This window comes from Streptomyces sp. NPDC003036, from assembly GCF_040611175.1.
In the GTDB taxonomy this organism is placed as follows: domain Bacteria; phylum Actinomycetota; class Actinomycetes; order Streptomycetales; family Streptomycetaceae; genus Streptomyces.
Genome location: NZ_JBEXNO010000019.1, coordinates 14,719 through 33,333, shown reverse-complemented (window position 1 = coordinate 33,333; position 18,615 = coordinate 14,719). Strand labels below are relative to the sequence as shown.

At 71.6% G+C, this 18,615-nt stretch carries 13 protein-coding genes; 4 read left to right on the top strand and 9 right to left on the bottom strand.

Annotated features, from left to right (window positions below):
• From ABZX67_RS16170 to ABZX67_RS16135, 8 genes are all read right to left on the bottom strand, one after another.
• Nucleotides 1–1,212 (bottom strand): phosphoglycerate kinase, encoded by a 1,212-nt coding sequence (locus ABZX67_RS16170; RefSeq protein ID WP_355360129.1) that lies wholly within the window; start codon nt 1,210–1,212, stop codon nt 1–3.
• Between the two features lie 137 nt (nt 1,213–1,349).
• Nucleotides 1,350–2,354: a type I glyceraldehyde-3-phosphate dehydrogenase gene (gap, locus tag ABZX67_RS16165; RefSeq protein WP_355360126.1), complete on the bottom strand. Its 1,005-nt coding sequence runs from the start codon at nt 2,352–2,354 to the stop codon at nt 1,350–1,352.
• A gap of 185 nt (nt 2,355–2,539) precedes the next feature.
• Entirely contained in the window at nt 2,540–5,488 is a 2,949-nt protein-coding gene (locus ABZX67_RS16160; protein ID WP_355360123.1) for a M14 family zinc carboxypeptidase, read from the bottom strand.
• A 213-nt stretch (nt 5,489–5,701) separates the two neighbouring features.
• Nucleotides 5,702–6,691 (bottom strand): DNA-binding protein WhiA, encoded by a 990-nt coding sequence (whiA, locus tag ABZX67_RS16155; protein WP_355360120.1) that lies wholly within the window; start codon nt 6,689–6,691, stop codon nt 5,702–5,704.
• Entirely contained in the window at nt 6,682–7,704 is a 1,023-nt protein-coding gene (gene yvcK, locus ABZX67_RS16150) for a uridine diphosphate-N-acetylglucosamine-binding protein YvcK (protein WP_355360117.1), read from the bottom strand. Before yvcK ends, whiA begins: the two co-directional genes overlap by 10 nt.
• Complete coding sequence (gene rapZ / locus ABZX67_RS16145; protein WP_355360389.1) at nt 7,701–8,588, bottom strand: RNase adapter RapZ; 888 nt, start codon at nt 8,586–8,588, stop codon at nt 7,701–7,703. The genes yvcK and rapZ overlap by 4 nt, the downstream gene beginning before the upstream one ends.
• Nucleotides 8,589–8,709: 121 nt before the next feature.
• Nucleotides 8,710–10,815 (bottom strand): excinuclease ABC subunit UvrC, encoded by a 2,106-nt coding sequence (gene uvrC, locus ABZX67_RS16140; RefSeq protein WP_355360114.1) that lies wholly within the window; start codon nt 10,813–10,815, stop codon nt 8,710–8,712.
• 67 nt (nt 10,816–10,882) lie between these two features.
• Nucleotides 10,883–11,311, bottom strand: a complete 429-nt coding sequence (locus tag ABZX67_RS16135; RefSeq protein WP_355360111.1) for a Rieske (2Fe-2S) protein — start codon at nt 11,309–11,311, stop codon at nt 10,883–10,885.
• Nucleotides 11,312–11,495: 184 nt separating this feature from the next.
• Here ABZX67_RS16135 and ABZX67_RS16130 point away from each other — a divergent pair, with 184 nt between their 5' ends.
• A complete protein-coding gene (locus tag ABZX67_RS16130) occupies nt 11,496–12,464 on the top strand; it encodes a carbohydrate kinase (RefSeq protein WP_355360108.1) in 969 nt (322 codons plus the stop codon).
• A gap of 70 nt (nt 12,465–12,534) precedes the next feature.
• Here ABZX67_RS16130 and uvrA read toward each other — a convergent pair whose 3' ends face one another.
• Nucleotides 12,535–15,534, bottom strand: coding sequence for an excinuclease ABC subunit UvrA (gene uvrA, locus ABZX67_RS16125; RefSeq protein WP_355360105.1), 3,000 nt, complete (start codon nt 15,532–15,534; stop codon nt 12,535–12,537).
• A gap of 195 nt (nt 15,535–15,729) precedes the next feature.
• On the opposite strand from uvrA, the gene ABZX67_RS16120 reads away from it, so the two are divergent.
• From ABZX67_RS16120 to ABZX67_RS16110, 3 genes are all read left to right on the top strand, one after another.
• Complete coding sequence (locus ABZX67_RS16120) at nt 15,730–16,413, top strand: maleylpyruvate isomerase family mycothiol-dependent enzyme (RefSeq protein WP_355360102.1); 684 nt, start codon at nt 15,730–15,732, stop codon at nt 16,411–16,413.
• A 9-nt stretch (nt 16,414–16,422) separates the two neighbouring features.
• On the top strand, nt 16,423–17,079 hold the full coding sequence (locus tag ABZX67_RS16115; RefSeq protein ID WP_355360099.1) for an MBL fold metallo-hydrolase: 657 nt from the start codon (nt 16,423–16,425) through the stop codon (nt 17,077–17,079).
• Nucleotides 17,080–17,210: 131 nt separating this feature from the next.
• Nucleotides 17,211–18,518: an MFS transporter gene (locus ABZX67_RS16110; RefSeq protein ID WP_355360096.1), complete on the top strand. Its 1,308-nt coding sequence runs from the start codon at nt 17,211–17,213 to the stop codon at nt 18,516–18,518.
• Nucleotides 18,519–18,615: the final 97 nt, after the last annotated feature.

Sequence of the window (18,615 nt, the reverse complement as noted above, 5' to 3'; positions counted from 1 at the left end):
TCAGTCCTCCAGTGCGGCGAGGCCGGGAAGCGTCTTGCCCTCGAGGTACTCGAGGCTCGCGCCGCCGCCGGTCGAGATGTGGCCGAAAGCGTTCTCGTCGAAGCCCAGGGTCCGGACGGCCGCGGCGGAGTCGCCACCGCCGACGACCGAGAAGGCCGGGGAGTCGGCGAGCGCCTGGGCGACGGCCTTGGTGCCCTCGGCGTAGTCGGGGTGCTCGAAGACGCCCATGGGGCCGTTCCAGAAAACGGTGGCCGCGTCGGCGAGCTTCGATGCGTACAGCTTGCGGGTCTCCGGACCGATGTCCAGACCCTCCTGGTCCGCCGGGATGGCGGTGGCGGCCACCGTGGTGGGGTGCGCCGGGGCCTTGGTCTTCAGGTCCGGGAAGTCGGCGGAGACCAGGACGTCGACGGGGAGCACGAACTCCACGCCCTTCTTCTCGGCGCGCGCCAGGTACTTCAGGCACTCCGGGATCTGGTCCTCCTGGAGCAGCGAGATGCCGACCTCGTGGCCCTTGGCCTTGAGGAAGGTGTACGCCATGCCGCCGCCGATCAGGATGCGGTCGGCCTTCTCCAGCAGCTGGTCGATGACGCCCAGCTTGTCGGAGACCTTGGCGCCGCCGAGGACGACGACGTACGGCCGCTTGACGTCCTCGGTGAGCCGCTTGAGGACGGTGACCTCGGAGGAGATCAGGTACCCGGCGTAGCTCGGGAGCAGCTTCGGCAGGTCGTAGACGGAGGCGTGCTTGCGGTGCACCGCGCCGAAGCCGTCGCCGACGTACACGTCCGCGAGGGCGGCGAGGCGGGCGGCGAACTCGGCGCGCTCGGCGTCGTCCTTGGAGGTCTCGCCGGCGTTGAAGCGGAGGTTCTCCAGGACGGCGACCTGGCCGGCCTCCAGGTTGGAGACCGCGGAGTGGGCCTCGGAGCCGATGGTGTCGCCGGCGAAGGCCACCGGGCGGCCGAGGAGCTCGCCGAGGCGCGAGGCGGCGAACCGCAGCGTGAAGGCCAGGTCCGGGGCGCCCTTGGGGCGGCCGAGGTGCGACGCCACGACGACCTTGGCACCGGCCTCGGTCAGCGCCTTGACGGTCGGCAGGACGGCGCGGATGCGGCCGTCGTCGGTGATGGTGGTGCCGTCCAGCGGCACGTTGAGGTCGGCGCGGACGAATACCCGCTTGCCGTCCACTCCTTGGCGGAGAAGTTCGTCGATCGTCTTCATCTGTCCTGTTGCTCCGTACTCCTAGGAAGATCAACGCGAGGGAGGATCGCGCAAGCGACAGGGCCCGTACAGCGCGGCGTTGCGCTGCCCGAGCCCTGTGCTCACATCGTGATGCCTGCCCTGGTGGCTTTAGACTCTCAGAGCTGCTCGCCGACGAAGACGGTGAGGTCGACGAGTCGGTTGGAGTAACCCCACTCGTTGTCGTACCAGCCGACGACCTTGACCTGCTTGCCCTGGACCATCGTCAGCTGCGAGTCGAAGGTGCAGGAGGCCGGCCAGTTGACGATGTCCGAGGAGACGATCGGGTCCTCGGTGTACTCCAGGATGCCCTTGAGCTGACCCTCGGCGGCCTTCTGGAAGGCGGTGTTGATCTCGTCCTTGGTGACCTCGCGGTCGAGCTCGATGACGAGGTCGGTGACCGAGCCGGTCGGGACCGGGACGCGCATGGCGATGCCGTCCAGCTTGCCCTTGAGCTGTGGGAGGACCAGCGCGGTGGCCTTGGCGGCGCCCGTGGAGGTCGGGATGATGTTCTCCGCGGCGGCGCGGGCGCGGCGGAGGTCCTTGTGCGGGAAGTCCAGGATGCGCTGGTCGTTGGTGTACGCGTGGACGGTCGTCATCATGCCCTTGACGATGCCGAAGTTCTCGTCGAGGACCTTGGCCATCGGCGCCACGCAGTTGGTGGTGCAGGAGGCGTTGGAGATGACGTGGTGGTTGGCCGCGTCGTACTTGTCCTGGTTGACACCCATGACGATGGTGATGTCCTCGTCGCTGGCCGGAGCCGAGATGAGGACCTTCTTCGCGCCGCCGGCGATGTGCTTCTCGGCGTCGGCCTTCTTCGTGAAGATGCCGGTCGACTCGATGACGATGTCGACGCCCAGCTCGCCCCACGGGATGTCGGCGGGGTTGCGCTCGGACAGCACCTTGATCGTGTGGCCGTCGACCGTGATGGTGTCGGCGGTGTGGCTCACCTCGGCCTTGAGACGGCCCAGGATGGTGTCGTACTTCAGCAGGTGAGCGGTGGTCGCGGTGTCACCCAGGTCGTTGACAGCCACGATCTCGATGTCTGCACCCTGCTCCAGCAGCGCGCGGAAGTAGTTACGACCGATGCGGCCAAAGCCGTTGATGCCTACGCGGATCGTCACGAACCGATCTCCTCGTTAGGTACGCCGGGTTTCGACGCCGGCGAGTTTTATTTGGGATGTCCCCGACCGATTACGACCCTACCCCGCCTAGGGCGCGCTAGTGACATCCAGCGCATCCGTCCGGCCCCGGGTCCCGTACCTACTGGTGGGTACGGTTCCCGGGGCCTCTCGCCGATTACGCAGGGTCAGCGGCGGAGCGCGGTGAGCGCCCTTCCGAGGAGCTGCTTGCGCTCCGCCGCGGTGGCCACGTGCTCCAGACCGAAGCCGAGGAGCACGGTGTCGCGGGTGGCGACGGCCGCCTGGGAGTGGAACAGCGCGGGCGAGCGCGTCCAGTCGGCGCCGTTGCCCGGGCTGCCGGCCGGCGGGCCGGTGACGGTCCAGGGGCCCAGCGAGGCCTCGAAGCCCTCGCCGTCCTGCCGGGCGGAGCCGACGACCAGCTCGGTGTCGTCGACGAAGACGCCCATCCCGCCGGTGCCGGGGTCGGTGACGTACGAGAGGGAGAGCTCGACCTTCTTGCCCGCGTACGCGGTCAGGTCGACGGCGGCCTGGCGCCAGCCGTTGGAGGCGCCGGTGAAAGCGTGCCAGGCGCCGGTGGTGCCGGTGGCGGTGCAGCCGTCGGCGCCGACGGTGAGGTAGCGCGTGAGGAAGGGGTGGCCGGCGACGTAGAAGCCTTCGCCGCAGTCGGTCGGGACGGTGGTGGAGGTGTTGCCGTTGGCGTCGGGGAGGGTGGTCCAGTCGTCCTGCCCGGCGGTGTGGGCCTCGACGAGGACGTTGTCGTAGCCGGGCTCGGTGTCGTGGCTGAGGGCGAAGCGGAGGGTGGGCTTCGAGGCGGCGTCGACACCGGTGAGGTCGATGGTGCGGGTGAGCCGCGCCCAGGTGTCGTCGGCGTGCCGGACGGCCGCGAAGGAGGTGCCCTCGGACGGTTCGAAGGGGGTGCGCAGGCCGGGGTAGTCGCCGGCGGCGGCGCTGCGGAACTGCGGGAAGCGGTCCGGCGGGAGGGTGTCGGAGGTGACGGTGTAGGCGCCGGCGTGGTCGAGGGGGTTGCCCGCGACCGGGCCGAGCGACGCGCCCGTACCGGCGAAGGGCCCGGCACCGGTGAAGCCCGTCGGGTCCTTCAGCCCGGCGCGGTGGTACGCGCCGAGGTAGTACTGCGCGAAGTCGTTGGAGTCGGCGCGGCCGATGTCGACCAGGCCGCCCGCCTGCTCGCCGGCGTTGACGAGCTTGCCGCCCTCGTTGAGGTAGTCGCGCACGGCGAGCATGGTGGGGCCGGAGGGCGCGTTCGCGCCGGTGTACCAGACGACGGTCCCGAAGTGGCCGAGGACGCCGAGCGGGTGCGGGGCTCCCTGGGTGGCGACGTCCCAGACGGCGGCGCGGCGGCCGTTGTCCCGCACGGCCTGGGTGTACGCGGCCGTGTGCTGCGCGGTGCCGCCCTCCTCGGCGAGGACCAGTACGTCGCCGCGCGGGCGGGCGGCGATGGTGTACGTGAAGGGGGTCGAGGAGACGCGTTCGCCGTCGCGGGTGCGGCCGGTGAACCAGACCTCGACCGTGTCGCCCGGTTCGCCGTCCTGGACCTCGGCGCGGTACTCGTCGTAGTAGAGGTTGTCCTCGCCGCCGTACGTCTCGCCGCCCTCCCAGGCCTCGAGGCGCTGGTCGTGCGTGCGGCCGCCGTTGACGCGGTACTTGAGCTCCTTGTCGCGCAGGGATCTGCGGGCGGTGACGGAGACCTCCTGGTCGGCGCCGTCGTACGCGTACGAGGTGGTGAAGGCGTCGGGGACGAAGGGGGGCGCGTCGGCACCGGTCGGGGAGACCGGGCTGTCCGGGCGGGCGGCGGATTCGGCGACGGCGAGCGCGAACGGGATGTTCTTGGCGAACTCCTGCTGGATCAGCTTCTCGTCGTCGGGGAAGGTGAAGACGGAGGCGCAGTCGGCCGGTTCCCAGGGGTCGTTCGGGTCGACGCGGGAGGCGGTGGCGCAGGTCGACATCTCCGGGGTGAACATCTGCATGCCGTTGACGTTGGCGGCGTGGCCGTCGGCTTCGCCGTTGGTGGTGTAGAGCTCGGAGGAGACCTGCGGGCGGTAGCCGGGGATCGCGGGCTTGGCCGGGGTGCCGGCCAGCGCCTTGAGGGCCACGTCGTCAGGGGTGTCGGTGGCGACCTGCCAGCCCACGCCGTAGAGGATCAGCTGGGCGGCGGAGTGGTAGTTGATGCCGTACTGGAAGCCGATCCGCTTCTGGAAGGCGTCGAGCGCCTTCGTCTCCGGCTCGGACATGGGGCCGGGGCCGCGGTAGGTCTCGTCGGCGGGGTCGGGGGACGAGCCCTCGTCGTCGTAGCCCCACTTGTAGGAGAAGTTGCGGTTGAGGTCGACGCCGTCGCCGGGGGTGATCCGGCCGTCGCCGTTGTTGTCGCGGAGGTTCTTGCGCCACTGGCGGTTGGCGGGGTCGGCGTGCGTGAAGTCGTAGCCGTCGGGGTTGGCGGAGAGCACGAACCACAGCTCGGTGGTGTCGACGATCTTCGTGATGCGGGGGTCCTTGCCGTAGCCGGCGAGGTAGTGGTGGAGCAGCCGCCGAGTCATCTCGGGGGTGATCCACTCGCGGGCGTGCTGGTTGGAGAGGTAGAGGGTGGCGGGCTTGGAGCCGTCCTTGGACTTCTGGGCGGCTTTGGTGAGCTTGAGGGCGAGGATGTCCTGGCCGCGCACGGTCTTGCCGATGCTGACGACCTTGGTGATGCCGGGGTGGGCGCGGGCGGTCGCCATGATCTCCGCCTTGAGCCCCCTCTCGCCGCCGTACGGGCGGAAGACGCCGTCCCCGGCGGCGTCGAGGCGCTTCTCGGCGGCGGCGGGGACGGTGTGCTCGGTGAGGCTGACGCCCTTGTCGCGCAGGCTCTTCGCCTGCGGCCCGGTGAGGTACACCTCGACGGTGGCGGTGCCCTTGTCGGGGACGCGCTCGCTCAGCTCATGTCCGTCGGCACCGGCTTCGAGGAGCAGCTGCACCTGGTCCTTGCCGACCTTCGCGTGCCATACGGACAGGCGGTCGCCGTCCGTGTCGTCGTTCGGTACCGCTCCGGCGACGGGTCCCGCCGCCAGTCCGGCGATCAGCAGTGAAGCCGCGGCGAGGATCGATCTCGCTCTGCGTCTCATTAGCCCCCCTTGCTGTTGTCTGCCACGAAAGTGAACAGCGCCAGGCTTGTGAGACTTCATGATCATGTCAATACCGCCTCGGGGAGACCGGCCAGGTCTTGTACGGTGCCGGCGCGGGGTGGGCGCGGGATGGGCGCGGGCCCGGGAAACGCCGCTGCCGGCGCCCGGGGAGGGGGCGCCGGCAGCGAATGACACACACCGGGGTCTCGGACGTCAGCCGACGAGGCCGTCGGCCATTTCCTCCGTCAAGCTGGACTCCGTGCCCGGAATGCCCAGGTCCTGCGCCCGCTTGTCGGCCATCGCCAGGAGGCGGCGGATCCGGCCGGCGACCGCGTCCTTGGTCAGCGGCGGGTCGGCGAGCGCGCCCAGCTCCTCCAACGAGGCCTGCTTGTGCTCCATGCGCAGCCGACCGGCAGCCGCCAGGTGCTCGGGCACCTCCTCGCCGAGGATCTCCAGGGCGCGCTGCACCCGGGCGCCGGCGGCGACGGCCGCGCGGGCCGAGCGGCGCAGGTTGGCGTCGTCGAAGTTGGCCAGGCGGTTGGCGGTGGCGCGGACCTCGCGGCGCATCCGCCGCTCCTCCCAGGCCAGCACCGAGTCGTGTGCCCCGAGCCGGGTCAGCAGCGCACCGATCGCGTCACCGTCCCGTACCACCACGCGGTCCACACCCCGCACCTCGCGGGCCTTGGCGGGAATGGACAGCCGCCGGGCGGCACCGACCAGCGCGAGCGCCGCCTCCGGTCCCGGGCAGGTGACCTCCAGCGACGAGGAGCGGCCCGGCTCGGTCAGCGAGCCGTGCGCCAGGAACGCGCCGCGCCAGGCGGCCTCGGCGTCACAGGTGGCGCCGGAGACGACCTGCGGCGGCAGTCCCCGGATGGGGCGGCCCCGGCCGTCCACCAGCCCGGTCTGCCGCGCCAGCTGGTCGCCGCCGGCCACCACGCGTACGACGAAGCGCGAGCCGCGCCGCAGACCGCCGGGTGCCATCACGATCAACTCGGAGTTGTGGCCGAAGATCTCCGCGATGTCCCGCTTCAGGCGGCGGGCCGCCATCGCCGTGTCCAGCTCCGCCTCGATCACGATCCGCCCGCTGACCAGGTGCAGTCCGCCGGCGAACCGCAGGATCGACGAGACCTCCGCCTTTCTGCAGCAGGTCCGGGTGACGGGAAGCCGGGAGATTTCGTCCTTCACCGCTGCCGTCATCGCCATGGGCCGATCCTTCCATGCATCCGAAAAATACGGTCGTACGCGGCGGCCAACAGCTCCGGGTCGTGCTTCGGCAAGCCGTCCTTCCTGGCCACCGGGGCCAGCTCGACCGCGGCACCGAGCCGCTGGGCGGCGTCTGCGAGGGACTCGCGGTCGGGTACGGCGGCCTCGTCGGCCAGCACCACGTCCAGGGCGAGTTTAGGGGCGTGTCGTCCCAAAACCTCCAAATGACGCTGCGGGGAGAAGCCCTCGGTTTCGCCGGGCTGCGGCGCCAGGTTGAGCGACAGCACCCGGCGGGCCTTCGTCTCGATCAGGGCGTCCAGCAACTCGGGCACCAGAAGGTGCGGTATCACCGACGAGAACCAGGAGCCGGGGCCGAGGACCACCCAGTCCGCGTCCAGCACGGCCGCGACCGCCTCGGGCACGGCGGGCGGGTCGTTCGGCACGAGGTGCACCGACTGCACCTCGCCGGGCGTGAGGGCCACCGTGGCCTGCCCGCGCACCAGGTCCACGTCGTCCGGGCGCCCGGGATCATGGCCCTTGACCAGCGCCTGGAGCTCCAGCGGCACGGCTGACATGGGCAGCACCCGGCCGTGCGCGCCGAGCAGCCTGCCGACCAGGTCCAGTGCCTGGACGTGGTCGCCGAGCTGCTCCCACAGGGCGACGATCAGCAGATTGCCGACCGCGTGCTCGTGCAGCTCGCCCTGCGACTGGAAGCGGTGCTGGATGACCCTGGCCCAGGTCTGGCCCCAGTCGTCGTCACCGCACAGCGCCGCCAGGGCCTTGCGCAGGTCCCCGGGCGGCAGCACGCCGAGCTCCTCGCGGAGCCGGCCGCTGGAGCCGCCGTCGTCGGCGACCGTGACCACGGCGGTCAGGTCGCCGGTGATGCGGCGCAGCGCGGCGAGGGACGCGGACAGGCCCATGCCGCCGCCGAGGGCGACGACCTTGGGCTGCGCGCCGCGTCGGCGGAGCGTACGAGCGGACAGGGTGCTCGTACGCCGGCGGTACGGCCTCACTCGCGCCCCATGTCCCGGTGGACGACGACGGTCTCGACTCCCTCGGAGGCGAGGCGGGCGGCGAGCTTCTCGGACATGGCGACGGAGCGGTGCTTCCCGCCGGTGCAGCCGACGGCGATGGTGACGTACCGCTTGCCCTCGCGGCGGTAGCCGGTGGAGATCAGCTGGAGCAGCTCGGTGTACCGGTCCAGGAACTCCTTGGCGCCCGGCTGGTTGAAGACGTACCCCGAGACCTCTTCGTTGAGGCCGGTGTACGGGCGCAGCTCCGGCACCCAGTGCGGGTTGGGCAGGAAGCGGCAGTCCACCACCAGGTCGGCGTCGACGGGCAGGCCGTACTTGTAGCCGAAGGACATGACCGTGGCGCGCAGCTCCGGCTCCTCGTCGCCGGCGAACTGGGCGTCCATCTTGGCGCGCAGCTCGTGGACGTTGAGGCTGGAGGTGTCGATCACCAGGTCGGCGTCGCCGCGCAGCTCGCGCAGCAGGTCGCGCTCGGCGGCGATGCCGTCGACGATCCGGCCGTCGCCCTGGAGCGGGTGCGGGCGGCGCACCGACTCGAAGCGGCGGACCAGGGCGTCGTCGGACGACTCCAGGAAGACGATGCGGCGCGTGACCTGCTTGGCGTCGAGGTCGGCGAGGGACTCGCGCAGGCTCTCGAAGAACTGGCGGCCGCGTACGTCGACGACGACGGCGATCCGCGCGACATTGCCCTGGGAGCGGGCGCCGAGCTCCACCATGGTGGGGATCAGCGCGGGCGGCAGGTTGTCCACCACGAACCAGCCGAGGTCCTCCAGGCACTTGGCGGCGGTGCTGCGCCCGGCGCCGGACATGCCGGAGATGATCACCAGCTCGGGGATGGCCGCCTCGGCGGCCTCACCGGGCTCCATCGTCGTGCCCGTACTCACGTGTGCTGCTCCGTCTTCTCGCGCTGCCGCCGGTTCGGCTTCCGGTTCGACAGCTGGTCCGGCTGCCGGGTCGACTGCCGGTCCGGTTGCCAGTGGCTCGTGCTCAGTCATCTCTGCTTCCCCCGTCCTGTGCGGTTCCCCCGCCGTCGTCTTCAATGATCTCTCCTGTCGCGGTGTTCACGGCGGGAGCGGCCGGGGCGGCCTGCGCGAGGGCGACGGCCACGGCTTCGGCGGTCTTCCGGCCGAGGCCCGGTACCTCGCAGATCTGCTCGATTGTCGCCTGCCGCAGCCGCTTCACCGAGCCGAAATGCTTGATCAGCGCCTGCTTTCGGGTGTCGCCGAGACCGGGGACGTCGTCGAGCGGGCTGGTCCTGATCCGCTTGGAGCGCTTGCTGCGCTGGTAGCGGATGGCGAAGTCGTGCGCCGTGTCCCGGACGCGCTGGAGGAGGTACAGCCCCTCGCTGCTGCGGGGCAGGACGACCGGGTCCTCCTCGTCCGGCAGCCAGACCTCCTCCAGGCGCTTGGCGAGACCGCAGACGGCGACGTCGTCGATGCCGAGCTCGTCGAGGGCGCGGCGGGCCGCCGCGACCTGCGGGCGGCCGCCGTCGACGACCACGAGCTGGGGCGGATAGGCGAACTTCTTCGGCCGGCCGGTCTCGTCGGCGAGACCGAGGGCGGCCGGGGCCTCGCCGGGCGCGGTACCGGGGGCGGCCGGGGCCTCGCCGGGCGCGGGGACCGCGCCGGGGATGGCGCCGTCGGCGCGGCCTGCGGCGCCGTCGGGCTCCTCCACCGCCCACTCGCCGGTCCGCTCGCGCTCCGCCAGGTACCGCTTGAAGCGGCGGCTGACGACCTCGTGCATCGAGCGGACGTCGTCCTGCCCCTCGAAGCCCCTGATCTGGAAGCGGCGGTACTCGCTCTTGCGGGGCAGGCCGTCCTCGAAGACGACCATGGACGCGACGACGTCCTCGCCCTGGAGGTGTGAGATGTCGAAGCACTCGATGCGCAGGGGGGCCGTCTGGAGACCCAGCGCCTCGGCGATCTCCTCCAGGGCGCGGGAGCGCGTGGTGAGGTCGCTGGCGCGCTTGGTCTTGTGCAGCACGAGGGCCTGCTGGGCGTTGCGGCCCACGGTCTCCATCAGCGCCTTCTTGTCGCCGCGCTGCGGGATGCGCAGGGAGACGTTCGACCCGCGGCGGCCGCCGAGCCACTGGGTGACGGCCTCGACGTCCTCGGGGAGGGCCGGGACGAGGACCTCCTTGGGGACGGCGTCGCCGGTCTCGTCGCCGTACAGCTGCTGGAGCGCGTGCTCGACCAGGCCCGCCGTGTCGACCGCCTCCACCTTGTCGGTGACCCAGCCGCGCTGGCCGCGGACCCGGCCGCCGCGGACGTGGAAGATCTGGACGGCGGCTTCCAGCTCGTCCTCGGCGACGGCGATCAGGTCGGCGTCGGTGGCGTCGGCGAGGACGACGGCGCTCTTCTCCATGGCCCGCTTCAGGGCCTCTATGTCGTCGCGGAGCCGGGCGGCCCGCTCGTACTCCATGTCCTCGGCCGCCACCATCATGTCCTTCTCCAGGCGGCGGATGTACGTGCCGGTGCGGCCGGCCATGAAGTCGCAGAAATCCTCGGCCAGTTCCCGGTGCTCCTCCGGGCTCACCCGGCCCACGCAGGGGGCCGAGCACTTGCCGATGTAGCCGAGGAGGCAGGGGCGGCCGGTGCGCTCGGCGTTCTTGAACACGCCGGCGGAGCAGGTCCGTACGGGGAAGACCCGCAGCAGCAGGTCGACGGTGTCGCGGATGGCCCAGGCGTGGCTGTAGGGGCCGAAGTACCGGACGCCCTTGCGCTTCTGGCCGCGCATGACCTGCACGCGGGGGAAGTCCTCGTTGAGGGTGACGGCGAGGTAGGGGTAGCTCTTGTCGTCGCGGTACTTGACGTTGAACCGGGGGTCGAACTCCTTGATCCACGAGTACTCCAGCTGGAGCGCCTCGACCTCCGTCGACACCACGGTCCACTCCACGGAGGCGGCCGTGGTGACCATGGTCCGGGTGCGCGGGTGCAGGCCAGCCAGGTCCTGGAAGTAGTTGGCGAGCCGCTGGCGCAGGGACTTCGCCTTCCCGACGTAGATCACCCGGCGGTGCTCGTCGCGGAACTTGTAGACCCCCGGCGAGTCGGGGATCTGTCCCGGCTTGGGGCGGTAGCTGGAGGGGTCTGCCATGTCTCACACCCTACTGGCGCCCACTGACACTCCGGGTGGGCTCACAGGCCCCGCGGGGACCGTCGCGCTACGCGTCGGGGCCCGCGACCAGCTTGCCGTCGGTGACCTTGACCGGGACCTCCGGCAGCGCGGCGGTCGCCGGGCCCTTGAGCGCCTTGCCGGTCGTGACGTCGAAGCGGCTGCCGTGGCAGGGGCAGTTGCCCTCGATGCCCTCGACCTTGTCGAAGACGCAGCCCGCGTGGGTGCACTGGGCGCTGAACGCCTTGTACTGGCCCTTGGCCGGGCAGCTCACCACCAACCGCTGCTCGCGGTAGAGCTTGGCGCCGCCGACGGGCACCTCGTCCGCCGCGCCGAGGTCGACCGGGGCGGTGGGGGTCGGGGTCTTCGCGTGGCCGAGCTTGGACTCGGTGGAGCAGGCGGCGGCGCCCAGCCCGGCGGCCCCGGCGAGGGCGGCGCCTTTCAGCACGGTGCGGCGGGCTGCGGGCTGGCCGGACATGGGCGCTCCACGGGTCTCACGGCGGAAGGGGGGACGTCGGCGGCGGGACCGTTCGGTACGCGCCGACGCGGCACGGACGGACCTGCGCGGTCCGACTCGGTACGGATCCGACGATACCCGCGTAGATGTGCGGCCCTTCCGCGGGGGCTGTCCCGCCCCTCGGCGATGGGTTACGTTCGGCCTCGTGATCGTCGTGGCAGGAGAGTCCCTGATCGACCTGGTCCCCCAGCCCGGTGCCGAGCCCGGTGCCGAGCCCGGTGCCGAGCCCGGTGCCGATGCCGCGGGCGCCGGTCCGCTCGCGCCGCTCGTGCCGCGGCGGGGCGGCGGCCCGTACAACACCGCGGTGGCGCTGGGGCGGCTGGGCGCGGACGTCGCCTTCTGCTCCCGGGTCTCGACCGACGCCTTCGGCGAGGCCCTGCTGGAGGGGCTGCGGGCCGCGGGTGTCGCCACCGGCCTCGTACAGCGCGGTCCCGAGCCGACGACGCTGGCGGTGGCCTCGGTGGGGGCGGACGGGTCGGCGCGGTACGGGTTCTACGCGCAGGGCACGGCCGACCGGCTCTTCGCGCTGCCGGAGCGGCTGCCGGAGGGGGTGCGCGCGATCTCCTTCGGGACGTGCTCGCTGGCGCTGGAGCCGGGCGCGAGCGCGTACGAGGCGCTGCTGCGGCGGGAGGCGGGGCGCGGGGTGCTCACGCTGCTGGACCCGAACGTCCGGCCGGGTCTGATCCCGGACGCGGACGCCTACCGGGCGCGGTTCGCGGGGTGGCTGCCGTATGTGTCGGTGCTGAAGCTCTCCGAGGAGGACGCCCGGTGGCTGGGCGGTTCGCCGGAGGAGTGGCTGGCGAAGGGGCCCTCGGCGGTGGTGCTGACCCGTGGCGCGTCGGGGCTGTCGGTCCACACCCGCGGCCTGGACGTCTCGGTGCCGGCGGTGCCGGTGGCGGTCGCCGACACGATCGGGGCCGGCGACACGGTGAACGCCGCGCTGCTGCACGGCCTGGCGGGCCGCGACCCGGATGCCGTGGACTCCTTGGATGCCGACGGCTGGCGGGCGCTCCTGACCTTCGCCTCCCACGCGGCGGCCGTCACCTGCTCCCGCCCGGGCGCGGAGCCGCCGTACGCGGCGGAGCTGCCGCGGTCGCTGCTGCCGCACCGGTGAAACCGGCGCCGCCCGGTGGCCCTTCCCGCGCGGGGAGGGGGCACCGGGCGGCGCGGCCTGCGGCCGGTCGTCAGGAGGTGCGGCCGCGGGCCGACGCCGTCTTCTTCGCCGGGGTCGTCCGGGCCGTGGCCGTCTTGCGGCGCGGCGTACCGTCCGCCGCCGCGACCGCCTTCTTCGGCGCGCGCTTGCGAGCCGCCGGCACGGACGGGACCGCGTCGCTGATGCGCTCCGGGTCGAGGATGTCGCGCAAGAACTTGCCGGTGTGGCTGGCCGGGACGCCCGCGACCTGCTCGGGCGTGCCCTCGGCGACAACCAGGCCGCCGCCGCTGCCGCCCTCGGGGCCCATGTCGATGACCCAGTCGGCGGTCTTGATGACATCGAGGTTGTGCTCGATGACGATCACGGTGTTGCCCTTGTCGACCAGGTTGGACAGCACCTTGATGAGCTTCGAGATGTCCTCGAAGTGCAGACCGGTGGTCGGCTCGTCCAGCACGTACACCGTGCGCCCGGTGGACCGCTTCTGCAGCTCCGAGGCGAGCTTCACGCGCTGCGCCTCGCCGCCGGAGAGCGTCGGCGCCGACTGGCCCAGCCGTACGTAGCCGAGGCCGACCTCGGTCAGGGTGCGCAGGTGGCGGGCGATCGTCGGGACAGCCTCGAAGAAGTCGAGGGCCTCCTCGATCGGCATGTCCAGCACCTCGGCGATGGACTTGCCCTTGTAATGGACCTCCAGGGTCTCCCGGTTGTAGCGCGCCCCGTGGCAGACCTCGCACGGGACGTACACGTCCGGCAGGAAGTTCATCTCGATCTTGATGGTGCCGTCACCGGAGCAGTTCTCGCAGCGGCCGCCCTTGACGTTGAAGGAGAAGCGCCCGGGCAGGTACCCGCGGACCTTCGCCTCCATCGTCTCGGCGAAGAGCTTGCGGACGTGGTCGAAGACACCGGTGTACGTCGCCGGGTTCGACCGCGGGGTGCGGCCGATGGGCGACTGGTCGACGTGCACGACCTTGTCGACGAGGTCGTCGCCGTCCACGCGCGTGTGCCGCCCCGGCACCGACTTGGCGCCGTTCAGCTCGCGCGCGAGGTGGGTGTAGAGGATGTCGTTGACCAGGGTCGACTTGCCGGATCCGGAGACGCCGGTGACCGCCGTGAGCACGCCGAGCGGGAAGGAGACGTCGATGTCCCGCAGGTTGTTCTCGCGGGCGCCGTGCACGGTGAGCCGGCGGGACGGGTCCACGGGCCGTCGGACGTCGGGGGTCGGGATGGACCGCTTCCCGGACAGGTACTGCCCGGTCATCGACTCCTTGTTGGCCAGCAGCTGCTTCAACGGGCCGGAGTGGACGACCTTGCCGCCGTGCTCACCGGCGCCCGGGCCGATGTCCACGACCCAGTCCGCAACCTTGATGGTGTCCTCGTCGTGCTCGACGACGATGAGCGTGTTGCCCATGTCGCGCAGGCGCACGAGCGTCTCGATGAGCCGGTGGTTGTCGCGCTGGTGCAGGCCGATGGACGGCTCGTCGAGCACATACAGCACACCCACCAGACCGGAGCCGATCTGGGTGGCGAGCCGGATGCGCTGGGCCTCGCCGCCGGAGAGCGTGCCGGCCGCGCGGTTCAGCGAGAGGTAGTCGAGGCCCACGTCCACGAGGAAGCGGAGCCGTTCGTTGACCTCCTTCAGCACGCGCTCGGCGATCTTCTTGTCGCGGGCGTTCAGCGTGAGGCGGCCGAGGAAGTCGGCGCACTCGCTGATGGACATCGCCGAGACCTCGGCGATGGACTTCTCCATGACCGTGACCGCGAGGACGATCGGCTTGAGGCGCGTGCCCTCACACGTGGGGCAGGGCACCTCGCGCATGTACCCCTCGAAGCGCTCACGGCTGGAGTCGCTCTCGGCCTCGCTGTGCCGCCGCTTGACGAAGGAGACGGCGCCTTCGAAGGCGGGGGTGGTGTACGCCCGCTCCCTGCCGTACCGGTTGCGGTAGCGGACCTCGACCTGGGTCTTGTGCCCGTACAGCAGGGCCTTCTTGGCACGGGCGGGCAGCCCGGCCCACGGGATGTCGGTACGGAAGCCGAGCGCGTCGGCGAGCCCGCCGATCAGGCGGCCGAAGTACTCCTTGGTGTGGCCGTGCGACCAGGGGTGGATCGCGCCCTCGTCGAGGGAGCGCTCCTCGTCCGGGACGACGAGCTCGGGGTCGACCTCCATGCGCGTACCGATGCCGGTGCACTCGGGGCAGGCGCCGAAGGGCGAGTTGAAGGAGAAGGAGCGGGGCTCCAGCTCCTCGAAGGAGAGGTCGTCGTACGGGCAGTACAGGTGCTCGGAGTACATCCGCTCGCGCTCGGGGTCGTCCTCGGGGAGGTCGACGAAGTCGAGCACGACCATGCCGCCGGACAGGCCGAGCGCGGTCTCCACGGAGTCGGTGAGCCGGCGCTTGGCGCTGTCCTTCACCGTCAGGCGGTCGACGACCACCTCGATGGTGTGCTTCTCCTGCTTCTTCAGCGTGGGCGGCTCGGCGAGGTGGATGGTCTGCCCGTCCACCCGGGCCCGGCTGTAGCCCTTGGTCTGGAGGTCGGCGAAGAGGTCGACGAACTCGCCCTTGCGCTCGCGCACCAGCGGCGAGAGCACCTGGAAGCGGCTGCCCTCGGGCAGCTCGAGGACCTTGTCGACAATGGCCTGCGGCGACTGGCGCGAGATCGGGCGGCGGCACTCGGGGCAGTGCGGCTTGCCGATGCGCGCGAAGAGCAGGCGCAGGTAGTCGTAGACCTCGGTGATGGTGCCGACCGTGGAGCGCGGGTTGCGCGAGGTCGACTTCTGGTCGATCGAGACGGCCGGGGAGAGGCCCTCGATGAAGTCGACGTCCGGCTTGTCCATCTGGCCGAGGAACTGCCGGGCGTAGGAGGAGAGCGACTCGACGTACCGGCGCTGCCCCTCGGCGAAGATCGTGTCGAACGCGAGGGAGGACTTGCCCGACCCCGAGAGCCCGGTAAAGACGATGAGGGAGTCGCGCGGGAGGTCGAGCGAGACGTTCTTCAGATTGTGCTCGCGCGCGCCACGGACGATGAGACGGTCGGCCACGCCGGTCCGCACCTTTCTTGAGAGAAGCGGGGGCACAGCCCCCGTCCCAGACTGTTCAAGCCTACGGGGGGCCGCCAAACGGATGAGTGCCTGACTTTCAAGGATGCCTCCACCGAGCGTATAGCACGCGCATTCGATTTCCGGCCTTCCCCGGCCACCTTCACCCGATCGTGTGGCGGCGCTAGGGTCGGCGGCATGATCGACCACGTGCATGACCTGGCCTCTGTACGCGAGGCGACCGAGCGGCTGCTCACCGCGGCCGCCAAGCTGGACGACGCGGCCGTCGCCGCGCCCTCCCGGCTGCCGGGCTGGACCCGGGGCCATGTGCTGGCCCACCTCTCACGTAACGCGGATGCCCTCGTGAATGTTCTCCAGGGCCGTCCGATGTACGTGAGTGCCGAGGCCCGCGACACCGACATCGAGCGCGACGCGCCGCGCCCGCTCGCCGCCCAGCTCCACGACGTACGCGAGAGCGCCGCGCGCTTCCAGGCGGAGGGCGAGGTCCCGGCCGACTGGGACCGGACGGTGGAGCTCCGCAACGGCGTGACCGACCGCGCCGTCCGGGTGCCCTTCCGCCGCCTCGTCGAGGTCGAGCTGCACCACGTCGACCTGGGCATCGGCTACGAGCTGGAAGACCTCCCGCAGGAGTTCACTGAGCGGGAGATCGAGTTCCTCGCCGACCGGTTCTCCGGCAACCCGACGGTGCCGCCCACCCGGCTGCTGGCCGGCGGCCGGGAGTGGCGCACCGGCGGCGAGGAGGGCACCGAGGTGACCGTCTCGGGCCCGGCGGCCGACCTCCTCGGCTGGCTCGCCGGCCGCCGCGACGGCTCGGCCCTGGAGGTACGCGGTGGCACCCTTCCGGCGCTGCCGCCGCTATAGCCTGGGGTCATGACGTACAGCGGAGCGGTCAGGGTCGGCGGGCCCGCGGATGCGCACGAGCTCACGGACCTGATCATCTCGAAGGTCGCCGTCGGCCCGATGGACAACAACTCCTACCTGCTGCGCTGCCGGACCACCGGCGAGCAGCTGCTGATCGACGCGGCGAACGAGCCGCGGACGCTGCTCCGGCTGATCGGTGACGACGGCATCGCCGCCGTCGTCACCACCCACCGCCACCACGACCACTGGCAGGCGCTCGCCGACGTCGTGGCGGCCACCGGCGCCCGTACGTACGCCGGACGGTACGACGCCGAGGGCATCGACGTCCCGACGGACGTGCCGGTCGAGGACGGGGACACGATCCGCGTGGGGCGGGTCGAGCTCACCGCGCGGCGGATGGTGGGGCACACGCCCGGCTCGATCGTGCTGATCTACGACGACCCGCACGGCCATCCGCATGTCTTCACCGGCGACTGCCTCTTCCCCGGCGGCGTCGGCAACACACGCAAGGACCCCGACGCCTTCGCCAGCCTGATCCTGGACGTGGAGACGAAGCTCTTCGACGTCCTGCCGGACGAGACCTGGATCTACCCGGGCCACGGCAAGGACACCACGCTGGGTGACGAGCGCCCGCATCTGCCGGAGTGGCGCGAGCGCGGCTGGTAAGCGGCGTGGGGAGCGTGCGCGCCGTGTGCTTCCGCGCGCCCCGTGACGCGCCGTAACCATGGTGTGCGCGGGGTGGTTGGCGCGGCATGCGCCAGAGTCACACCGCACCCGCTCCATCCGCGAACCCGTCCATGAAACGGCTCGCCCTCGCCGCCCTCGCCGGGACGGCGGTCGAGTTCTACGACTTCTTCGTGTACGGGACCGCCGCCGCGCTCGTGCTGGGGCCGCTGTTCTTCCCGACGTTCTCGCCGGTGGCCGGGACGCTGGCGGCGTTCGGCACGTTCGCGATCGGTTTCGTCTCACGGCCGCTCGGTTCCGCGCTGTTCGGACACATCGGTGACCGGTACGGGCGGCGTCCGGTGATGCTCGCCTCGCTGCTGCTGACGGGCGCGGCCACGGTCGCGGTCGGCTGCGTACCGACGTACGCGACGCTCGGGGTGGCCGCTCCCGTCCTGCTGCTCGTGCTGCGGTTCGTGCAGGGGCTCGGGCTCGGCGGGGAGTGGGGCGGGGCGGTGCTGCTGACGGTGGAGCACGCGCCGGAGCGGCAGCGGGCGCTGTGGGCGAGCTTTCCGCAGGTGGGGCCGCCGGTGGGATTCCTGCTGGCGAACGGGGTGATCCTCGGCCTGTCGGCCGGGCTGAGCGACGCCCAGTTCCGGGAGTGGGGCTGGCGGGTGCCGTTCTGGGCGGCCGGGGTGCTGGCGGCCGGCGGGCTGCTGCTGCGCCGCTCGCTGCGGGAGACTCCGCAGTTCGAGGAGATGGCCGAGACGGGGAAGCGGGCGAACGCCCCTCTGGTGGAGGTGGCGCGCGGCCACTGGCGGCTGGTGCTGCTGACCGCCGGGGCGCTCGCGGTCGGATACGCCGTCTTCTACGCGGTCTCCACCTGGGCGCTGGCGTACGGCACGGAGCGGCTCGGCGTGAGCCGTACGGTGATGCTGGTCTGCATCATGGCGGCGGTGGCGATCAGCGGCGTGGTGACGCCGTTCGTCGCGGTGCTGGGGGACCGCGTCGGGCGGCGGCCCATGTGCCTGGCGGGTTGCGCGGCGTCCGCGCTGTGGATGTTCCCGATGGTGGCGCTGTTGCACACCGCGCAGCCGCTGCTGATGTTCCTGGGGTTCTCCGGCGCGCTGCTGGCCTTCATCACGACGTTCGCCGTGGTGGCGGCGTACCTGCCCGAGCTGTACGAGCCGAGGGTGCGGTGCACCGGTGCGGCGGTCGGCTACAACCTGGCGGGGGTGGTGGGCGGCGCGCTCACGCCGATCGTGGCGACGGCCGCGGCGGGGGGCGCCGGGCCGCCGTGGGGTGTGGCGGCGTATCTGAGCGGGATCGCGCTGCTGAGCTTCGCGTGCTTCGCGCTGCTGCCGGAGACGCGGCCGAAGCCGGTGGCGGAGCCTGCCGGGGGCGAGGCCGTGCAGTCGGCCGGGGAATCGGCGGCGGTGTGACGAGGCCGCTCAGCGCGGGTCCTTCCACCACCGTCTGGGCGGGTCCGTTCACCGTCCACACAAGCACCGGCCGGTGCGGGTCGCCATGCGAACCCGT